Below are 19,827 nucleotides of genomic sequence, written 5' to 3'. Positions count from 1 at the left end.
AAACAAAAACAGCCACACGTTTGTGTGGCTGTTTTTTAAAGGGTTAATAACTACTTTTAGTTATTTTACTTTAGATAAGTAGTCTGCAATAGCTTCAAACTCTTCGTCAGTTACTGTAGCAACCATTGCCTTCATAGCCATAGACATACCATTATTACGTGCACCCGACTTAATATCTTTCATTTGTGCAACTAAATAATCTTTGTTTTGACCATTAAGTTTAGGATACATACCCATGATTGGTGCTTTACCATCTGCACCATGACAGGTTTGACAATTTTTTGCAGTGTATAATGCGGCACCATCAGCGGCAGCTGCATTAAACGAGAAACTTGCGGCTAAGCTAATGCCCGCGCCTAGTAGTAGTGTTTTCATCTTGCTCATTGTATTTACTCTTCTTTTTGACGGTTAGAAAAAACTGTTCAATTGATTGTAGTCAATAATCAAATAAAAAGCATACGTTAGAAACGTTGCTAGACGATCAACTTAACCCTGCACTGCTAGCTCGTTTCTATTTACCTAAAACTAGTTTAGCAAACAAAAATGAGCAGACGCTTAATTGCTTATACCAATCCGCTTAATTAAGTGATCTATTTTGAGGATAAATAAACACGTTAATAGCGAGGCAAAAAATTCTTTATTCAGTTGTTCTAAATTAGAATTTTTTAACACAGGTAGTAACATGTTTAGCTCCGCAAAATGATTAAGAATTATTGCGGGTTGGTATTATTACCAAACTAAATCGTCTGGTACCTCAAAATCTGCGTATGGGTCGTCCTCATCTTTAGGCTTGTTTTCAGGTTCAACATGAAAAACAATGTATTTTTCGTCTACTTCAGCTACTTTACGTGCTGGCTCGTCTTCTAATACGTAAAACTGCCCTTCTAGAACACAGATCGCTAAACGACCACCCGACAATGCTTTTTGAGTTTTTTCATTCACTTCAATACTTTTTACTTTTTTATCGTAAGTAAAATTAAAGGTTCGCTCACCACGAATAGCATCTTGATTGTTGTGTTCTAAAATTTGCTTAACACGCGCTTCTTGCTCACGCTGTTTTAAAGTCACTTGGCGGGCTTTGTTTAACTCTTCCGCCTTTTTTTGCTGCTCAAGCTTAGTTTGTTGAATATGCTTTTGCAGATCATTAGGGTTACTTGTTGCCCCTTTTTTCTGTTTTTTTTGTTGCTTACGTTTTTCTGATTTAGCAACTTTAGCTTTATGCGATGTTGTTAACCCTGCTTGCAGCAATTGGTCTTGTAATGAACCCATGGCATTGTTCCAATAAAAACTAGTATTAGCTTTATTTTAATCACCTACGAGTTTAAATAACAGCGCTATTGACATTAATCTAATAAACTCCTTTATACTTAGCATGATATGGCACAACAGCGTACTTTTAATTATCAATTTTGGGGGGTTTTTAATACAATAAAAAAGCCAACTAGTTACCTAAAAGCCAAATAATGCGCTTAATTCACCTACTTGCTTGCTCTGTTGTTATATTTTTCGTGCTTTACGCCCCTCAGCCTCTACTCGGCCTATTTGCTAGTGAGTTTGGTGTATCGCCTGCCACAGCAGGCAGCTTAATGACGGCTACAATGCTGCCTTTAGCTATTGCGCCATTAGTGTATGGCCTGTTTCTAGCCAAGCAAAATCCTTTAAAAATACTTCGTATTGCAATGATAGTACTGGGCTTTAGCTGCTTACTATTTATTTGGGTACCAAGTTTTGAGCTCTTACTATTAGTACGATTTTTACAAGGCCTTACCCTTCCTGCAGCATTAACCGCCATGACCAGCTTTATAGGAATCAGTTTCACCGCTGATACACTTCAAAAAAATATGACTCTTTATATAGGCAGCAGTATTGCAGGCGGTTATTTTGGAAGGGTACTTGCTGCGCTATTTAGCGACTTATGGCATTGGCAAAGCTTTTATTACTTAATTGCTTTTATGCTTGTTTCTTTAGCTATGCTAATTAAGCCCCATAAATTCAACAACATTGGTACTCACGCTCAAAAATCGCCTCTAGATTACATCAAACAACTTAAGGAAGGCCCTGTTTTAAAAGTTTATGGCGCTGTGTTTTGTATGTTTTTTTGTTTTGCAGCCTTACTTAATTATTTGCCATTTATAATGCAAGGTACATTTTCAATTACAAACACGCGTGATATTGGTTTGGTTTACAGTGGCTATTTAATTGGAGCCTTGGCTTCTATTGCCACGCCTTGGCTATTAAAAAAAGCGCCCTCAGCTTGGCACGTATTAGGGGCGACCTTCATTTTTTACAGCCTTAGTATTGTTGTGCTCATGAGCCACCAGCTTAGCGTCTTTTTAACTGCATTCACGCTATTTTGTGCGGCTATGTTTATTATTCATTCAACCGCAGCCCCACTGATTAATAAAATAAGTAAGGCACCACCAAGCGTGACAAACGGAGGTTATGTTTCATTTTACTACAGTGGAGGTGCCATTGGCTCGCTATTACCGGGTTTAGTTTATCAACAGTACGGACAAACGGCATTTGTGTTTACCTTACTTGTTGTTTGTTTGTGCGGATTATTGCTTGTGATTTGGGCTCACTTTGACGGTAAAAACATAACTCGCGGTTGATGTGCTGTGTATTCAAAAAAAGCTTCTAAGTCTGGTTTGCTCAAAATCCACGTTTGTGTATTTTCAAATGGGTGGCAATGAAATAACTCCCCAAACCAAATATCTTGATCTAACCATACTGTTACCGCACTTTGTTTGTCGTTAAGTAACGCAAGCATTGATACGCACCCTGGCGCAACTTTTAAATAGGTTGCTAAACGCTCGCTTGAAGCAAACCCTAAACGCGACAACCCTTGCTGTTTAGAAAGCGCTTTTAGGTCCAACTGCTTATTGTGAGCTGTAATTACTAAAAAGTGACGTTTACCTTCGTTATCACGCAAAAATAAATTTTTTAAACGTGTACCTGGGCGTTCAAGCAATAATTCATCCGCTGCTAAGCTAGTATGTAAAGGTGGGTGTTCGATAACATCGTAATTAATATTTAAATGCGCTAAACACGCCTCTAATTTTGTTTTGTCCGCTAACATAGTTACAAACAACGCCCTCTTAATTGCACGCTTAGATCTCGCCACAGAACGTCTGTTATTTCATGATTATTAGCGCAGTATTCACGCGTTGTAAGCTCTTGCTTTAATAATTCAACGGCCCTGTCTTCTAACTTAAGCTTTAGCACACTCGACTCTTCAAAGTGTTCTTGCTCAATATATTCTTTAACTTCACTGCGAGAAGGCCTGTTATTACGTCCACGGTCGAGATTAAAGTTTTCACGGTGCTTAGCTTTAACAGATACAACATAAGCAAATACATTATTCCCTTGCTCGTCTTGTTTTTCAAAAAACTGTTTATTGTTTATTTCAAAAGGCGGCTCTTCATTTGACGCACACCCCGAAAGTAAAACTACCAGTGCAAAAAAACTTTTTTTCATTATTTTCTGTCGTTTTAATGAGTAATTAAGCCGAGTCTATCAAAAATTCATCTAAACAGTGAAAATTAGCGAAAAAATACTTGACCAAATTTATAAAAAAACTTAAAGTTCGTCCCGCTTGGAACTCAGCAGCCAAGCGTTTATGTTATACATAAACTAGGAATGTGGGGCTATAGCTCAGCTGGGAGAGCGCCTGCCTTGCACGCAGGAGGTCAGCAGTTCGATCCTGCTTAGCTCCACCACTTTCCTACTCCTTTCTTAGATGTAATCTTTACCTCAAAATACCCTAATCCATTAATTTTGTTTTGCTTTTCATTTGTCTCTATCAGCTTGAGTGTTTATCAATTATTAGCTATACATACTTGTATATCTATTAATGCCTTAGGTAAATCATGGACTCTCCAAAACGCTCAACACTTAAAAAACTTGCAGCTATAGGCTTAACTGCAGGCGCTATAACCCATGTTCCTTATGTTTTTGCTCGTAACAAGGTCACAATAAGAGTGCTTGGCACACATGTAACCTTACAGGACGCAATTCGTAAGCAAGCCATGAGTGATTTAGGCATTAATATTGAATTTACGCCCGCTGGCAGTGCTGCAGTTTTGCAAAGAGCCTCAATGGACCCTAGTTCATTTGATTTATACGAGCAGTGGTCAAACAGTATTAATGTGTTGTGGAATGCAGGCTCAATACAACCCATAGAAAAAAAACGCCTTACTTATTTTAACGAAATAAATAGCCTTACAAAAACAGGAAAGTTATCAGAAGATGCCAATATTGGTGCAGGTGACGCTCCCTTCAAAATATTAAATGTACAACCCGATGGTACACTCAGTGAGCAAGAAAGCGACTTAATAAGCTTTTTACCCTACGTTCACAACGTAGACTCCTTTGGTTATAACACTAAATTTATTAAACCTGGCATTGCCTATGAAACAGAAAGCTGGGGATGGTTATTAGATGAGCAGCATAGGGGAAAAGTAGGTATTGTAAACGCACCAACTATTGGTTTATTTGACTTAGCGCTTGCTGCTAAAGCTAAAGGGCTTGTTAAAATTAACAATATAGGGGCAATGACTCGTATTGAATTGGATAACTTATTTAAGGTACTACTCGACTATAAACGCCAAGGCCACTTTAGCGGTTATTGGAACTCAGTGCCTGAATCTGTTCAGTATATGAAAGAAGAACGCGTTCATATTGAAAGCATGTTTTCTCCTGCGGTATCTGCGCTAAATGGTCAAGGCATAAATGTGCGTTTTGCTGCTCCTAAAGAAGGTTACAGGGGCTGGCATGGCGTAATGTGCTTGTCGTCACAAACGCATGATAGTGTAAAAGACGCTTCTTACGATTATATGAATTGGTGGTTATCTGGCTGGCCAGGTGCGTTTATTGCTCGCCAAGGCTACTACATAAGTAACCCACAACGCTCTAAACCATTACTTTCACAGGATGAATGGGACTATTGGTATGACGGCAAAATCGCAAACACTGATTTACTAGAAACAAATGGTAATATTGCGGTTAGAAAAGGCGAACAAAGAAATGGTGGAAGTTACACTAAACGATTCAGTAACGTTGCAGTATGGAATACCGTTATGCCAACCTACGACTACAGCTTACAAAAGTGGTATGAGTTAATAAGTCGATAATGCGCTCTATTAAATCAAAAATAATTGCGACCTTAGCGGTACTAGCTGGACTGCTTCTTTTACAAAGTTATTTATTTAATCACTTGCAAGAGTCGTTAACCAACCTACAAAACATTCAAGACAATGCAATTAGTAAAAGTGAAGCTGTCGTAAAGCTAGAAAGAGATGTAATGGCCTTACAAAGCCATGCCGTTGCATTTATTGATAAAGCTAACAAAAATAATATCACTAAGTTTAAAACATATTTAGACCAAGCAAATATTCATTTAGAGCAATTAACATTTATCACTCTAGACAAAACCCCTGAATATAAAAATATGTTTGCCCGCCTCAGCGAGCACCTAAAAAACTATGAAACAACATTTGAAAAAGTAGTTGTTAATAGACAAAAGCGCGAGCAAATATACTTATCTGGATTTAAGCTTCCCATTGAAGAGCTACAAAAACAGGTAATGGCACTTGAGTCAGTATCAAATAATGATAAAAAAATTCTCTACAATGATATTTTACTAACCATTAGTAACCTTAAGCATGCAGCTGTCAGCTACCTGTATAAACCTAATTTTGATGAAGCTCAAAATGTGAAGCAAAATCTAGAGTTTCTGCACACAAAAATTAACCGTATGTCGGCTGTTAATAACTCTTTGCTTGATAAAACAATTAATTTAAAAAAAACACATAACCAACTAATACTTCTAACTCGCAGTTATACGTACTCTGTAAATGTAGTGCTTACAGGGATCGAAAACGAACTTTTATACCTATCTAATAAAATTAAAAGCGCTGAAGAAGAAAAGTTAAAATTGACTAAATTACAATTCAATAGCGAATTGACAAAAAAAACTAAGCAAAGCAGCCTGTTTACCCTTTTAATTTTAATTATCCTTTTACTCCTTTGTTATTTTATTTTTACCTTTGTTATCAAGCCTATTTCACAGCTTACCCTGTTACTTAATAGTATGAATGAAGGTGAACCTATTAAACTAAAAAATAAGCATGCAAAGCTAACCGAAATTGCATCTGTGTTAAAAGCAGCTAATACGCTTTATTTAAAAAGTGAGGAAACGAAGCAATTACTTGATGAAACACGCGCTTTAAATGTAAAAATGGAGGCCATGAATACAGAGCTTACTCAAGCAATAGAGGAAACAAACAGAGCAAATAAAACAAAAATAGATTTTGTAGCCAATATGAGCCATGAACTTCGCACTCCTATGAACGGCATATTGGGCATGCTTCAGCTGCTACAAACAAGCGATATGCCTGAAAAGCAGGATCAATATGCTAAAAAAGCGTTTTCTAGTGCGCAAAGCCTGCTGCAAGTTTTAAACAATATTTTAGACTTTTCAAAACTCGATTCTGATAACGTCAAACTTGAGAAAATTCCTTTTACACTCGATACAATCGTATCTAACGTTGAAGATTTATTTTTGATTAATGCACAACAAAAAGGACTAGCTTTAAATTGTGTAGTGCATGCCGACAGGCATTTGACTCTGTTGGGCGATCCTATACAGCTAAATCAAATAATTAATAATTGCATTGGTAATGCCATTAAGTTTACCGATAAAGGTGAGGTGTCATTAACCATAGAAGTCATTTTTCAAAAAGAAAACAAAGTACAGTTGCGCTTTAGTATTAGCGATACTGGAATTGGTATGACGCAAGCCCAATCTGATAGGGTGTTTGAATCATTTGCTCAAGGCGACTCGAGTACAACAAGAAAGTACGGAGGCACAGGACTTGGCCTAACGATTAGCAAACAGTTAACCAAATTGTTAGGTGGTGACATACAAGTAAAAAGCGAACTTGGCAAAGGAAGTGAGTTTTTATTTACTCTTCCATTCACCATTGCAGAACAGCAATTAATTAATGACTCTACTGGCAAAAAGAACCCTTTACCTGCAAAGGTAGCCCTGCCAAAACTAACCGATTATAAAGCACTTGTTGTGGACGATAACAAACTTAACCAAGAAATAACCTCTGTAATGCTAGGTAAATTTGACCTTAATACAACAATTGCAAACGATGGGCTAGACGCTATAGATAAAGTATCGGCTCAACATTTTGATATTGTATTTATGGATATACAAATGCCCCATATGGACGGCCTTGAAGCCACTAAACAACTAAGAGCTAAAGGCTACAATATGCCTATTATTGCTTTAAGTGCTGCTGTAGAGCCCAGAGATAGAAAAGCAGCCGCTGATGCAGGTATGGATGACTTTTTGGTTAAACCCATTGTATTTGACGCACTTTACGAAAACTTAGATAAACACCTAAAAAGTAGAGATAATTTGCAAACAATAAATTTAGTAAAAGCAAAGCAAAACGTTGATAATAATGAAACCTTATTAGTGACCTTGCTTACTCGGTTTATAGATGGTAATAATGATTTTTCAGAGAAGACTGATTTATTAATAAACAATAATGATTTTGCTACTTTAAAGCGAACGGTTCATACACTGAAGGGGTTAGCGGGTACATTAGGACTAGAAAAGCTGCAAAAATGTGCATTAGAGACTGAAAAAGCAATCATTGAGGAAAAATCGCTTAATATAGATTTATTAAAAGAAAATTTGGCAGCAACGCTTTTCTCTATTAAAGAATTATTAGCGACACTCAATTTGGAAAAAATAGAGCCGAAACAACATAATATTGAAGATGAGCTGGTAGTGATAAATGAGATTCACTCACTAGCATTAGCGTCTCGTCCTATTCCAAACGACCTAAAAAGGCATTTAGAAGCGAATAGTTATGATACTGAACACGGTTTATCTAAATTAATAGAGGCGATTAATAATTTCGACTACCCGTCTGTAATTTCGATTATTGAAACATATAAAGCAGACACAAAGCATTAATGATTGAGCGATACAGAGCATTAATGATTGAGCGATACAGAGCTTAAATACTATGTAAAAAGGATTAATAGTGCATTTAACTTATTCCACCACAAATAAAAGTGAACAAAAAGCGCTGCGACAAAAACCTTTAATTCTAATTGTTGATGACGAACCAAGTAACTTACATGTTTTGGTAGAAGGACTTTCAACCGACTACGATGTTCGAATATCGACAAGTGGAGAGCAAGCACTTACGTTTATTGAGTCTACCCGCCCAGATTTAATTTTACTCGACATAATGATGCCGGGAATGAATGGTTATGAAGTGTGCACTATACTAAAAGGGAAACCCAAAACAAAAGGCATTCCCATCATCTTTGTTACGGCGCTTACAGAAGAAGAGTCTGAAGAAAAAGGCTTTGCTATGGGCGCCATAGATTATATTCACAAGCCTTATAAATTAGCCTTGGTCAGAGCTCGCATTCGTACACATATAACAGCACAAGGTATGCTAGACCGATTAATAGAGAAAAACTTTGACCTACATGACAAGCTGCTTGAAATAGAATCTTTAGCAATGGAGCTGGATGTTAGAGAAAAAGAATTAAAACAACTATCATCTAAACATCAACTCTTTTTTCACGCACTAACGAGTACAGCTGACGGTGTTGTGATAACTAACAGTGCTGGCAAAATAATCGCGGTTAATCCTTCTTTTTGCCGCATCACGGGTTACGATGAAGCTGATTCGTTGAATATGCATATTCACGATGTCAAACAAAATAATCAGCCAAATTTAAACTTTGACCAAGTATGGCAACACGCAAGTGAAGCTGGCTACTGGAGTGGTGAGTTAGTTACCCGACGCAAAAGTGGTGAGTTATATCCTGAACTGCTAACGTTAAGCCTTGTAAAAAATGAACACGATACCAACGATCACTACATCGGTGTGTTTAGCGATATATCAAGCCTAAAAGTGACTCAGGAGCGAATAGATTACTTAACTTGGCATGACGAATTAACCGCACTACCTAATCGTAACAGCTTCTTAAAGCAGTTAGAGCAGCAATTACAAAGCTGTTCCACTGACAAAAATTTTGCCTATATTTTTATTATCGATGTAGATGGGTTTCACTCGTTTAATGATGGAATGGGCCTGCTAGCCGGTGACCATGTCCTAAAAGAACTAACTAAGCGTATCCATGAAAATACTGATAATAGTGATATTATTGCTCGCTTGGGAAGCGATGCCTTTGCAACGTTGTCAGTCCTAGATAAAGGCATTGGCAGAGCAAGGGCTCAAATTATTGCAGAGAAAAAAGCACAAGAAATTCTCACATCCGTAAGGCTACCTTTTTTTGTTGATTTGCAAGAGGTTAGCCTAACAGTAAGTATTGGTATGTATATATTCCCGCAACATGGGCAATGGGAAAGCGCTATTGAGACTATCAGAAACTGTGAAGCTGCCTGCTATAAAGCAAAAGAGAAAGGGGGTAACCGAGTTACATTTTTTGACACCTCATTTGGTGAACAAGCAAAAAGACGTTTTGAAATTGAGCAAGACCTACGTAAAGCAATCGCTTATAACGAGTTATCACTTCATTTACAGTCCCAATATGATAGTAATCAAATTTTAAAAGGAGCTGAGGTTTTACTTCGTTGGAAACACACAACGAAAGGCTTTATTAGCCCCAGTGAGTTTATTTCTATTGCAGAAGAGTCTGACGTTATTTATGACTTAGACTGCTGGGTATGTGAAAATGCTTTAAAAACATTAGCTAAGATTAATCAAACACACCCTCACTTAAGTTTATCAATAAACATAAGTGGTCGACATTTCCATGAGCCACGCTTTTTAGCCTTTTTAGTTGAACAGCTAACAATTAATAATGTTATTGCGTCGCAACTCACTATAGAGATTATTGAAGGTACGCTACTAAATAATATGGACTCTGCTATTGAAGCTGTGCATAACCTCAAAAAGTTGGGTGTAAAAGTATCAATTGATGATTTTGGAACTGGCTATTCAAGCCTCACATATTTAAAGCAATTACCAATTCAAGAGCTTAAAATAGACCGTTCTTTTGTGCTCGAAGCGCCAACAAATAAAAATGACAAACTAATAATAGATATGATTGTGAGTTTGGGACGTTTATTTGAATTAGACGTTGTTGCAGAGGGTGTCGAAAACCAATCACACTTCGATTTACTACAGGAATACCCGGAGGTGATACTACAGGGTTATCACTTGCATAAACCTGAGCCGGTAAACGATTGGCTAGCTAAATTAAAATGATTTTTATCAAAAATAAAAAAAGCCGAGCTATGCTCGGCTTTTGTAAAATTAATATAAAATTTATTCGCGAACTTGGCCTTCGCCATTCACTAAATATTTTTCTGTTGTGAGTGATTCAAGCCCCATAGGACCATACGCATGAAGCTTAGATGTAGCAATGCCTATCTCTGCACCCAATCCTAACTGTGAACCATCAGAAAAACGAGACGATGCATTCACCATCACAACTGACGCATCTACACTACGTTGAAATAACTCAGCTGCGGCTTGGTTTTTAGTACAAATCACTTCTGTGTGATTTGAGCCAAATTGAGCAATATGCTCAACAGCGGCTGAAAATGTAGGTACTACGCGTATCGCGATTTCTAAATCTAGGTATTCTTCACCAAACTCATCATCAGCTAAAACAGTTGCATTATCGAAGTATTTGGCAGCAAAGCTATCAGCATTGATCTTTACACCTTCTTGACGAAGTACTACCGCACATAAATTTAGGAACTCATCTGCGATATCTTCATGTACAACCAAACCTTCAAGTGCATTACATACACCCGTTCGTTGTGTTTTACCATTAAGTAATAAATTAATCGCAACCTCTAGGTCTGCGTCTTTATCGACATACAAATGACATACGCCTTTGTAATGCTGAATAACAGGAATGGTACTGTTCTCGGTAACAAAGTTAATCAACCCTTCACCGCCGCGAGGAATGATTAAATCGATGCTATCACGCTGCTGCATCAACTCCATAAGAAGTGCACGATCAGGATCTGGAATAACCGAGATTAATGAAACTGGTAAGTTGTGCTTTTCAAGTACACTGTGCATTACACTGGCAATCGCTTGTGAGCTTTTAAGCGCCTCTTTACCACCGCGTAAAATAACGCCATTACCTGATTTAAAGCACAAAGCACCGGCATCAGCTGTAACATTAGGACGTGCTTCATAAATCATACAAACAACACCTAATGGTACGCGCATCTTACGAATTTTTATGCCATTAGGTCGTTCGGTGATTTCACGAAGTTGACCCACTGGATCATCAAGGCTCACTATCACTTCGATGCCTTCAGCCATCGATTCAATGCGTTCATCGTTCAGGGTTAAGCGATCAACCATTGCCGCGGGTAGGTTGTTGTCGCGAGCAGCGCTTAAATCACTTTCATTTTCTTGAATTATAAATGCTTTTTGCTCTCTTAATGCCGCAGCCATCTCAGTTAGTACTTGATTTTTTGTCTCGGTGTCGAGTAAAGCAAGTGTGTTTGCAGCTTTAGCTGCTTGACGCGAAATATCCGTAATTAAACTCATGACTTCTCCAATAATGCGATATCTTTTTCTGAAATGACAGGACCAATAGAGTCCTGCATCTTTTCACTAAATTCACTTTGTTCATTGTCTGCAATAAAATTCAACAAACAACTACTATAATTTGCGGTCGCTTTAGCTAAACGCGTACCATCTTCACTTCTAACGAGTATGGTGTCACCAATTGCAAACTCACCATGTACTTCAACAATTTCATCGCCGCGAATAATGCCTGTTTCACCTTCAATTGACTCATCAAACGATCCATCAACCACAACTTCACCCTGCTCATTTGCAGTATGTGTCATCCAGTGCACCGAGTCTTGCATCGGTTTTTCGTATGGTAAAAATATAGTGCCTGGATTTTCGCCCGCTAGTAAACGATTAAATGTCTCTTCTTTAAAACCATTTATAATATACGTTGCAATACCATGCGATGTTGCCTTTTCTGCGGCCTCAATCTTAGTTTTCATTCCGCCGGTACCTACTGCACTTGTAGCACATCCTGCCATGGCATAAATAGAGTCATCAATTGATTTTATTTCAGGTAATAAAACAGCATCGTCATGAAGATTCGGATTTTTATCGTATAAACCATCAACATCAGAAAAAATGAGTAAAGCGTCTGCATCAGCCGCTGCTGCAACCATGGCTGATAGATTATCGTTATCACCTACTTTTAGGTCGTCGGTGGTTACCGCATCGTTTTCATTAATAATAGGTAAAACACCATGCTCTAATAATGTGAATACGGTTTCACGAATGCTCTGATAGCGTTCACGGTCACGCAAGTCACCATGAGTTAACAAAAGCTGAGCTGATGGAAAATCAAAGAAGCGGTCCCACATAGCAATCATTTCAGTTTGACCCGCTGCGGCCATTGCCTTTTTCAATACAACTGAACGAGGCTGGTCTGATGGAAATAGATGCGAGCCCGCTGCAACCGAACCTGATGAAACTAAAATTACTTCAATGCCGCGAGCACGACAACGAACAATAAACTGTGCGATAGTAAGTATGTAACGAGAACGACAACCGTCTTGATCTGGTGCAATTAGTGCACTACCTACTTTTAATACAATGCGTCGCCAATTTAACTTTTGCATAAGTCTTCTACTTTCCATTTTATCTGTGCTCAGTGTTAATGAGCTAAACTAAATAGCTACCCGTAAATGCAGCTTCGAATTTGTGTTTTTGGCAACACTTTTAAACGCACACAAGAAAGCCGAAATCTAAAAGTAATGTTTTAAATTTAAGCTCAGATATAAAAAAGCAGATACCTTGCTATGAAAGTAGTGCCTATAAGAAAGTTTAAAAAGTGTTGTTTATGCATCGCTGTAAAAAGCCTTGGTGGCTTTTCTATTAACAACATACATAGAGCCTCTAAAGTCTGGTACACCAACAGATAGGGTGAAGACTATAGGACCGAGATTTAACCGCCACGATGGGGATTAAACATTGAAAGATATCAATTCAACTCAAACTTTATATAGCTGAGATAAACCGTATCAAGTAATCGAATAAATTATATTTTTGATGTTCAAATACTAAACTAGCTTCTAAATAACGATTATATCTAGTAAATATGACCGTAACATTAACGGTAAATTTATTTCCTAAATAATTTAATTAGATACCTAATTATTCGAACTCGAAGTATAATACGCTAAATAAGAGGGTAAGATCAAGGCTAAAATTCAAACGACCACATTATAAAACATTTAAAATTAGAGATTTTTAACTTTAAAACAATGAGATAGCAAAGATTATTGATAATTTATAAAATATTTAGCTACGCTAACCATAATTAATACGTACTAATATTTTATAAACGGCTAAAATTAATTAGTAATAGTTGATTTTCCCGTGTATACCCCTTTAATAACAATTAATAACGTTATACTTTAAATAAAATCATAATAAGGAATTCTTAATCTATGTCAGCAATTTACATAGCCGGTATCGCACTTTGCTCTGTGCTTGCCCAATGGGTAGCCTGGGCATTTAGAGTACCCGCTATTCTTTTTTTATTGCTCACTGGCCTGTTACTTGGGCCATTTAGTGGTGTTTTAGACCCTGATGCACTTTTAGGCGACTTACTCTTCCCTGTCGTATCATTAAGTGTGGCTGTTATTTTATTTGAAGGCGCCCTTACCCTTCACTTTAGGGAGTTAAAGGGAATTGGTAAAGTAGTCAGAAACCTATGCTCCATTGGTATGATTGCAACCTGTGTTGTAATTAGTTTAAGTGCCTATTGGTTACTTGAGCTCAATTGGCGGGTTGCTGCTGTGCTCGGCGCAGTGCTTGTGGTAACAGGCCCGACAGTAATAGCGCCTTTACTAAACTCCATGCGCCCCACACAAGACATAGACCGCATTCTACGCTGGGAAGGGATTGTTATTGACCCTATCGGGGCATTGTTTGCTGTACTGGTTTTTGAAGCTGTAATGCTTGTTGGGCAAGGAGAAGTATTAAGCCATACGGTTATTGCTTTAGTTAAAACTGTTGGAGTTGGTCTAACAATAGGGGTAGCAGCAGGCTGGGTTACAACTCAATTAATGCGCCGAGAGTGGTTGCCATTTGAATTACATAAGTTTGGTATTTTAGCGCTAGTATTAATTAGTTTTTCTGTATCAAACTACTTAAGCCATGAGTCAGGCTTACTGGCAGTAACGGTATTTGGTATTTGGCTTGCGAATCAAGATGACCTAGAAATAGACTCTGTTTTAGAGTTTAAAGAAGACTTGTCGATGATTCTTATATCAACACTTTTTATCTTACTCGCCGCTCGTTTGCAGCTTTCCGACTTAATGATGTTAGACAGTGATGTATTTATATTTTTAGCGATTGTGTTATTCGTAGCACGCCCTTTATGTATTGCTCTCTCTACTTTTGGTACCGACCTACCAATCAAATCTCGCTTAGTACTTGCCTGGATTGCGCCAAGGGGGATTGTAGCCGCAGCAGTTGGCTCGGTGTTTGCGCTTAGTATGATGGAAGCGGGTGTGGCTGATGCAGAAAAAATAGTCCCTCTTATATTTACCGTTATTATTATTACTGTGGTACTACAAAGCCTAACGGCTATACCTGTGGCAAAGCTACTCGGTGTGCGCCAACCATCGCCTAATACTATATTAATCATAGGGGCTAACCATGTGTCACGTGCAATAGGGCGAGGTTTAAAAGAGCAAAATATTCCTGTCCACCTTTCAGATCCTGCCTGGGAAAACTGCAAAATGGCACGTATGGATGGCTTACCTTGCTATTATGGTAATCCGCAATCAGAACATGCTGAACGATACTTACCGCTTACAACTATCCGAAGTGTTTTAGCGCTTTCACCAAACAGGCATCACAATGCGTTAGGTGTACAGTATTTTTCACATTTACTCAATGAAAAAAACGTGTTTTCGCTACGCTCATCAACAACACACGCTAAAGCCAACAAAGACAGTGCGACATTTTTATCACGTCAAATCTTATTTGGGGATGAAGGTTCTTACGCTCGCTTAAGCAGTGTCATTGCTAAGGGCGGAAAAGTAAGTGCTACACGTATTTCAGATGAGTTTAGCTGGGAGCAATACTTAGAAATGAACCCTGAGGCTATCCCTTTATTTATTCTTAAAGGAGATAAAGACAACGATGACGATACACCAGCTAAAGTAACACCATTCACAATTAATATGGATAAACCACCTCAAGAAGGTGAGCGTATTGTTGCACTGCACCCTCCAAAAATGTCGTTATTAAAAGACCCACAACCTAAAGACAAAGAATAAAGTTAATTAAAATAATGCTCACAAAAAAGCCCTAATTTGATTAGGGCTTTTTACTAAATTTACAGTAACTCGCTTAATTAAAGTTTATTCTTAATTAGCATTACAAAGGTAACCGAGCACGCTCTACTACACTATCAGGCATTTTTTGCGCAAGCTTAGTTAGGGCGTTTTCAATTTTTTTATGCGTTGCTTTATCTGCTACCATTGCATTAAACAACCAGCGATATGCATCTTCAAAATCCCGTGGGCTACCGTACCCATCATTAAACAACTTCACTAAACGCAACTGCGCTTTTAAGTTACCTTGTGCAGAAGCTTCACGTAAATACGTAATAGCCATGGCTTTATCTTGCTGAACTAGCCTTCCAGTATCGTAATAGCGACCTAATTGCTCAAGCGCTGCCGCTAAGCCTTGCTCAGCAGACTTTCTCATGTAATACACACCTAGCTCTACATTTCGCTCAACACACACATTATAAGCAAGCATATCGCCATATAAAAATTGATAAGATGGCAATGCCATTTTATTGGCTCGCGCTTCAATATCTTGTACCAACTGGCAATCATCTGCCTTTACACGCTGTAAATGCACATTTTTATTTATTAACGCGATAAGCTCTGATTCAGTGTATAGCGGTACTGCGGCAGGCGATTCATCTGCTAACGCATTGAAAGATATAAATAAAGACGCTGACACTAAGGGTATAGTTAATAACGAACTTTTTAAAAATAGGCGCATGTTGACCACGTACAAAAATTATCTTACTAAATAATATACAAAGATCGTTCCAAGGTGAATTTTAGACACAAAAAAAGCTGCATTTAGCAGCTTTTTTATATTTATGGTTATTAAGCAAACGGGTTGCGAAGTACCATCGTTTCTACGCGGTCTGGACCTGTAGAAATAATATCAATTGGAACACCAGTGATTTCTTCAATACGCTTGATGTAATCAATTGCAGCTTTCGGTAAGCCTTCAAGTGAAGTTACACCCACTGTATTTTCAGACCAACCCGGCATCTCTTCATATACTGGTGTTACTTTCTCGTAACCTTCAGCAGCTAATGGTGTTACGTTTGTAACAGTGCCATCTTCAAGCTGGTAACCAGTACAGATTTTCAATGTTTCTAAGCCATCTAAAACATCAAGCTTAGTTAAACAAAAACCTGAAATACTGTTAATTTGAACTGCACGGCGCATTGCCACTGCATCTAACCAACCAGTACGACGAAGACGACCTGTTGTAGCGCCAAACTCATGACCTTTGTCACCTAAGTGCTTACCAACTGGGTCTTGCTTATCAAGACCATCGTAAAGCTCTGTAGGGAAAGGGCCCGAACCAACACGTGTTGTGTACGCTTTGATAATACCTAACACGTAGTCAAGGTTTAATGGACCAAAACCAGCACCAGTTGCAACGCCACCAGCGGTCGTGTTTGACGAAGTTACATAAGGATAAGTACCGTGATCAATATCAAGTAATGTACCTTGTGCACCTTCAAATAAAATGTGCTCACCTGCTAAACGTGCTTGGTCTAAAAGCTCAGTTACATCTACAACCATTGCTTTTAAGATATCTGCAACAGCCATTGCATCATCAAACGTTTTTTGGAAATCTACAGCGTCTACTTTGTAGTAATTAACTAGCGTGAAGTTATGGTACTCAAGCACTTCCTTTAGTTTAGCTGCAAATAATTCAGGATTAAATAAGTCACCTACGCGTAAACCGCGACGTGCGACTTTATCTTCGTACGCAGGACCAATGCCACGGCCAGTTGTGCCAATTGGCTTGTCGCCACGGGCTGTTTCGCGGGCTACATCTAATGCAACATGGAAAGGCAAAATTAGCGGACATGCTTCACTTATTAAAAGACGTTCGCGTACTGGTACGCCACGCTCTTCAAGCATGCCAATTTCTTTCATTAGCGCTTCTGGTGATAAAACAACACCATTACCAATCACACATTTAACATTGTCACGTAATACACCCGATGGAATAAGGTGTAGAACCGTCTTTTTACCTTCGATAACTAAAGTATGACCTGCATTGTGGCCACCTTGATAACGAACTACTAAAGATGCTTTGTCCGTAAGGAGGTCAACTACCTTACCCTTACCTTCGTCACCCCATTGGGTGCCTAATACAACAACGTTTTTACCCATTGTAAATTCACTTAGAGAAAATTAGGTCGAGATTTTACCAGAAAACCCAAGTAAAGATCACCCCTGTTCAGCTTATTTTTTCTGCGAAGAAATATTAAATTAAAATATGGTTAAATAACCACATATATAACAGTGATTTAAAGTTGTAGATTGTATTAAACAAAAAGCCCCGCAAGTGCGGGGCTTTAAATTTTAAAAGTACAAATATAGTCTACTGCGCTTTAGCGCCTTTCATATATTGGAAGAAGTCACTGTCTGGTGAAAGCACCATCACGTCTTGCTTACTTTTAAATGTTTTCTTATACGCTTCTAAAGAACGTACAAAGCTAAAAAACTCTGGATCTTTATTATATGCATTTGCGTAAATAGCGGCAGCATCTGCATCACCTTGACCACGCACTGATCGTGAGTTACGTTCAGCGTCTGCAAGCATAACTGTCACTCGACGGTCAACGCTAGCGCGAATAGTCTCCGCTTTTTCCTGACCTTCAGAGCGGTGCTCTTTAGCAACGGCAGTACGCTCAGCACGCATACGTTGATAAATCGAACTACTTACTTCTTGAGGCAAGTTAATTTGCTTAACACGTACGTCTAGCACTTCAATACCTAACTCACGGGCACTTTCAGATGCTTGAACTAACGCCTCTTCCATAAGTTCACTACGCTCACCCGATACAATTTCACGAATTGTGCGTGTACCAAAGTTTGTACGAAGTCCGTTATTAACCTTTTGCTCAAGTAACGTTTCAGCATATTGCTTGTCGCCACGGGCACGTAAGTAAAAAGCACTAAAGTCGTTAACACGCCATTTAACAAACGAATCAACAATTAAGTCTTTCTTCTCACTTGTAACAAAACGATCTGGCGTTCCATCTAGCGTTTGAATACGTGCATCAATACGACGTACTTGGCTGAAAAATGGGACTTTCAAATGCAAGCCCGGGCCATAAACAACCGCTTGATCATCGTTATCTTTTTGTACTTTACTAAACAGTAGCACAATTGCTTTTTGCCCTTCAGGTACAACAAATACCGATGAGAAAGACATCACAATGGCAACTAGTAGTATTACTAAACTAAAATTTTTCATTATGCTTATCTCCCCTAGTTAAAGCGATCGTTGTTGAAGCGGTCATTGCTGCTATTAACGGTGCTATTGCGTGATGTATTTACTTTATTTCTTAAATCTTGAATGTCACTTGAGCTTGGTAGTGCAACACGTGTTGCTGTGCCTTGCTTTTCCATGATTTTATCAAGAGGTAAGTACATCATGTTATTACCACCCTTCACATCAACTAACACCTTAGAACTACTGCCTAACACTTCTTCCATTGCATCAATGTATAAACGTTCGCGGGTTACTTCTTTAGCCGCTAGATACTCCGGTAATAGTTTCTCAAAACGAGCAACCTCACCTTGTGCTTCTAATGTAATGCGCTCTTGGTAACCTTCAGCTTCTTGCGTCATACGTGTTACTTGACCACGTGCACGCGGTTCAATTTCACGCGCATACGCTTCTGCTTCACGAATGAAACGCTCTTCATCTTCTTGTGCTGCAATCGCATCATCAAACGCATCTTTAACTTCAGTAGGTGGGCGAGAATCTTTAAAGTTAACATCAGTAACAATTAAACCAAGATTGTATGGTTCGATTACCTTGTTAAGCTCATCCCATGTGTTTTGACGCACTTCTTCACGGCCGTTCGTTAAAACTTGGTCCATTTTTGCATGACCTACAACATAACGCAGTGCACTGTCTAACGCTTCTTCTAAGCTGCTATCAGCATTCGTTACGCTAAACTTGTAAAGGTATGGGTCAATAACACGGTATTGCACCTGAAACTCAACACTTACCACGTTTTCATCTTCAGTAAGCATAAAGCCAGACGCCGACAGTGAACGAACGGCTTCGATATCAACTGGGATAACCGTTTCAATAAACGTCATTTTCCAACGCAGGCCTGGTTCAGCAATTCGGTCATATTTCCCAAACTGCAAAACAACACCACGTTCAGCTTCTTTAACCGTATAAATACCACTTAACGCCCACACAATAGCGGCGATAATGAGGATAAATGAAATACCGGCTCCGCCAAGTCCGCCACCGCTTCCATTGCCGGATTTTTTACCGCCAAATAAGCCGCCGAACTTGTTACTAAACTTACGGAACACCTCGTCTAAATCAGGTGGGCCTTGATCACGTCCGCCTTTATTGTTCCACGGATCTTTGTCATTGCCATTATTACCCGGTTCATTCCAGGCCATAGCTATACTCCATTGTTATCTAAATAAATTAGGAAATTGTG

The 19,827-nt window shown here is 38.6% G+C and carries 15 protein-coding genes and 1 tRNA gene; 6 read left to right on the top strand and 10 right to left on the bottom strand.

Translation table 11 applies throughout. The annotated features are described in order from the left end of the window. Window positions 1-60: 60 nt before the first annotated feature. Both ACFI34_RS03990 and ACFI34_RS03985 read right to left on the bottom strand, forming a co-directional pair. A complete protein-coding gene (locus ACFI34_RS03990) occupies window positions 61-384 on the bottom strand; it encodes a c-type cytochrome (protein WP_058403809.1) in 324 nt (107 codons plus the stop codon). A gap of 345 nt (window positions 385-729) precedes the next feature. Continuing rightward, complete coding sequence (locus ACFI34_RS03985; protein ID WP_462672489.1) at window positions 730-1,269, bottom strand: DUF2058 domain-containing protein; 540 nt, start codon at window positions 1,267-1,269, stop codon at window positions 730-732. Window positions 1,270-1,463: 194 nt separating this feature from the next. On the opposite strand from ACFI34_RS03985, the gene ACFI34_RS03980 reads away from it, so the two are divergent. After that, window positions 1,464-2,612: an MFS transporter gene (locus tag ACFI34_RS03980; RefSeq protein WP_462672488.1), complete on the top strand. Its 1,149-nt coding sequence runs from the start codon at window positions 1,464-1,466 to the stop codon at window positions 2,610-2,612. On the opposite strand, the gene ACFI34_RS03975 is transcribed toward ACFI34_RS03980, so the two are convergent. Next, the gene (locus tag ACFI34_RS03975; RefSeq protein ID WP_462672487.1) at window positions 2,579-3,079 is read right to left on the bottom strand and encodes a prolyl-tRNA synthetase associated domain-containing protein; all 501 of its coding nucleotides are present in this window, start codon (window positions 3,077-3,079) and stop codon (window positions 2,579-2,581) included. The genes ACFI34_RS03980 and ACFI34_RS03975 overlap by 34 nt on opposite strands. Before the next feature lie 2 nt (window positions 3,080-3,081). Next, a complete protein-coding gene (locus ACFI34_RS03970; RefSeq protein ID WP_462672486.1) occupies window positions 3,082-3,477 on the bottom strand; it encodes a hypothetical protein in 396 nt (131 codons plus the stop codon). Window positions 3,478-3,643: 166 nt separating this feature from the next. Between ACFI34_RS03970 and ACFI34_RS03965 the strand changes: the two genes are divergently transcribed. From ACFI34_RS03965 to ACFI34_RS03950, 4 genes are all read left to right on the top strand, one after another. After that, window positions 3,644-3,719, top strand: a tRNA-Ala gene (locus ACFI34_RS03965). Between the two features lie 150 nt (window positions 3,720-3,869). After that, window positions 3,870-5,132: an ABC transporter substrate-binding protein gene (locus ACFI34_RS03960; RefSeq protein ID WP_462672485.1), complete on the top strand. Its 1,263-nt coding sequence runs from the start codon at window positions 3,870-3,872 to the stop codon at window positions 5,130-5,132. Next, the gene (locus ACFI34_RS03955; RefSeq protein WP_462672484.1) at window positions 5,132-7,996 is read left to right on the top strand and encodes an ATP-binding protein; all 2,865 of its coding nucleotides are present in this window, start codon (window positions 5,132-5,134) and stop codon (window positions 7,994-7,996) included. The genes ACFI34_RS03960 and ACFI34_RS03955 overlap by 1 nt, the downstream gene beginning before the upstream one ends. A gap of 70 nt (window positions 7,997-8,066) precedes the next feature. After that, on the top strand, window positions 8,067-10,274 hold the full coding sequence (locus ACFI34_RS03950; protein ID WP_462672483.1) for a two-component system response regulator: 2,208 nt from the start codon (window positions 8,067-8,069) through the stop codon (window positions 10,272-10,274). Window positions 10,275-10,334: 60 nt separating this feature from the next. On the opposite strand, the gene ACFI34_RS03945 is transcribed toward ACFI34_RS03950, so the two are convergent. After that, on the bottom strand, window positions 10,335-11,582 hold the full coding sequence (locus ACFI34_RS03945) for a glutamate-5-semialdehyde dehydrogenase (protein WP_008128245.1): 1,248 nt from the start codon (window positions 11,580-11,582) through the stop codon (window positions 10,335-10,337). Further along, window positions 11,579-12,685, bottom strand: coding sequence for a glutamate 5-kinase (gene proB, locus ACFI34_RS03940; RefSeq protein ID WP_462672482.1), 1,107 nt, complete (start codon window positions 12,683-12,685; stop codon window positions 11,579-11,581). The genes ACFI34_RS03945 and proB overlap by 4 nt, the downstream gene beginning before the upstream one ends. A gap of 831 nt (window positions 12,686-13,516) precedes the next feature. Here proB and ACFI34_RS03935 point away from each other — a divergent pair. After that, window positions 13,517-15,358, top strand: coding sequence for a cation:proton antiporter (locus tag ACFI34_RS03935; protein WP_462672481.1), 1,842 nt, complete (start codon window positions 13,517-13,519; stop codon window positions 15,356-15,358). Between the two features lie 100 nt (window positions 15,359-15,458). Here the strand turns inward: ACFI34_RS03935 and ACFI34_RS03930 are convergent, their stop codons facing one another. The 4 genes from ACFI34_RS03930 to hflK form a co-directional block, all read right to left on the bottom strand. Then, window positions 15,459-16,097: a tetratricopeptide repeat protein gene (locus ACFI34_RS03930; RefSeq protein WP_462672480.1), complete on the bottom strand. Its 639-nt coding sequence runs from the start codon at window positions 16,095-16,097 to the stop codon at window positions 15,459-15,461. Between the two features lie 110 nt (window positions 16,098-16,207). Then, window positions 16,208-17,521, bottom strand: coding sequence for an adenylosuccinate synthase (locus ACFI34_RS03925; protein ID WP_462672479.1), 1,314 nt, complete (start codon window positions 17,519-17,521; stop codon window positions 16,208-16,210). A gap of 211 nt (window positions 17,522-17,732) precedes the next feature. Then, window positions 17,733-18,611 carry a protease modulator HflC gene (gene hflC / locus ACFI34_RS03920; protein ID WP_462672478.1) on the bottom strand — a complete coding sequence of 293 codons (879 nt, stop codon included), beginning with the start codon at window positions 18,609-18,611 and terminating at the stop codon, window positions 17,733-17,735. A 14-nt stretch (window positions 18,612-18,625) separates the two neighbouring features. Further along, a complete protein-coding gene (gene hflK, locus ACFI34_RS03915; RefSeq protein WP_006791239.1) occupies window positions 18,626-19,786 on the bottom strand; it encodes an FtsH protease activity modulator HflK in 1,161 nt (386 codons plus the stop codon). Window positions 19,787-19,827: the final 41 nt, after the last annotated feature.

This window comes from Pseudoalteromonas sp. PSi26, from assembly GCF_054960575.1.
The sequence above is the reverse complement of the archived record's forward strand: the minus strand, read 5'-3'. Positions and strand labels throughout refer to the sequence as shown.

Coding starts and splice junctions, on each gene's coding strand:
- ACFI34_RS03980 (WP_462672488.1), top strand. CDS start 1,464: ATGCGCTTAATTCACCTACTTGCTTGCTCTGTTGTTATATTTTTCGTG.
- ACFI34_RS03990 (WP_058403809.1), bottom strand. CDS start 384: ATGAGCAAGATGAAAACACTACTACTAGGCGCGGGCATTAGCTTAGCC.
- hflK (WP_006791239.1), bottom strand. CDS start 19,786: ATGGCCTGGAATGAACCGGGTAATAATGGCAATGACAAAGATCCGTGG.
- ACFI34_RS03975 (WP_462672487.1), bottom strand. CDS start 3,079: ATGTTAGCGGACAAAACAAAATTAGAGGCGTGTTTAGCGCATTTAAAT.
- ACFI34_RS03945 (WP_008128245.1), bottom strand. CDS start 11,582: ATGAGTTTAATTACGGATATTTCGCGTCAAGCAGCTAAAGCTGCAAAC.
- ACFI34_RS03935 (WP_462672481.1), top strand. CDS start 13,517: ATGTCAGCAATTTACATAGCCGGTATCGCACTTTGCTCTGTGCTTGCC.
- hflC (WP_462672478.1), bottom strand. CDS start 18,611: ATGAAAAATTTTAGTTTAGTAATACTACTAGTTGCCATTGTGATGTCT.
- ACFI34_RS03985 (WP_462672489.1), bottom strand. CDS start 1,269: ATGGGTTCATTACAAGACCAATTGCTGCAAGCAGGGTTAACAACATCG.
- ACFI34_RS03955 (WP_462672484.1), top strand. CDS start 5,132: ATGCGCTCTATTAAATCAAAAATAATTGCGACCTTAGCGGTACTAGCT.
- ACFI34_RS03960 (WP_462672485.1), top strand. CDS start 3,870: ATGGACTCTCCAAAACGCTCAACACTTAAAAAACTTGCAGCTATAGGC.
- ACFI34_RS03930 (WP_462672480.1), bottom strand. CDS start 16,097: ATGCGCCTATTTTTAAAAAGTTCGTTATTAACTATACCCTTAGTGTCA.
- proB (WP_462672482.1), bottom strand. CDS start 12,685: ATGCAAAAGTTAAATTGGCGACGCATTGTATTAAAAGTAGGTAGTGCA.
- ACFI34_RS03925 (WP_462672479.1), bottom strand. CDS start 17,521: ATGGGTAAAAACGTTGTTGTATTAGGCACCCAATGGGGTGACGAAGGT.
- ACFI34_RS03970 (WP_462672486.1), bottom strand. CDS start 3,477: ATGAAAAAAAGTTTTTTTGCACTGGTAGTTTTACTTTCGGGGTGTGCG.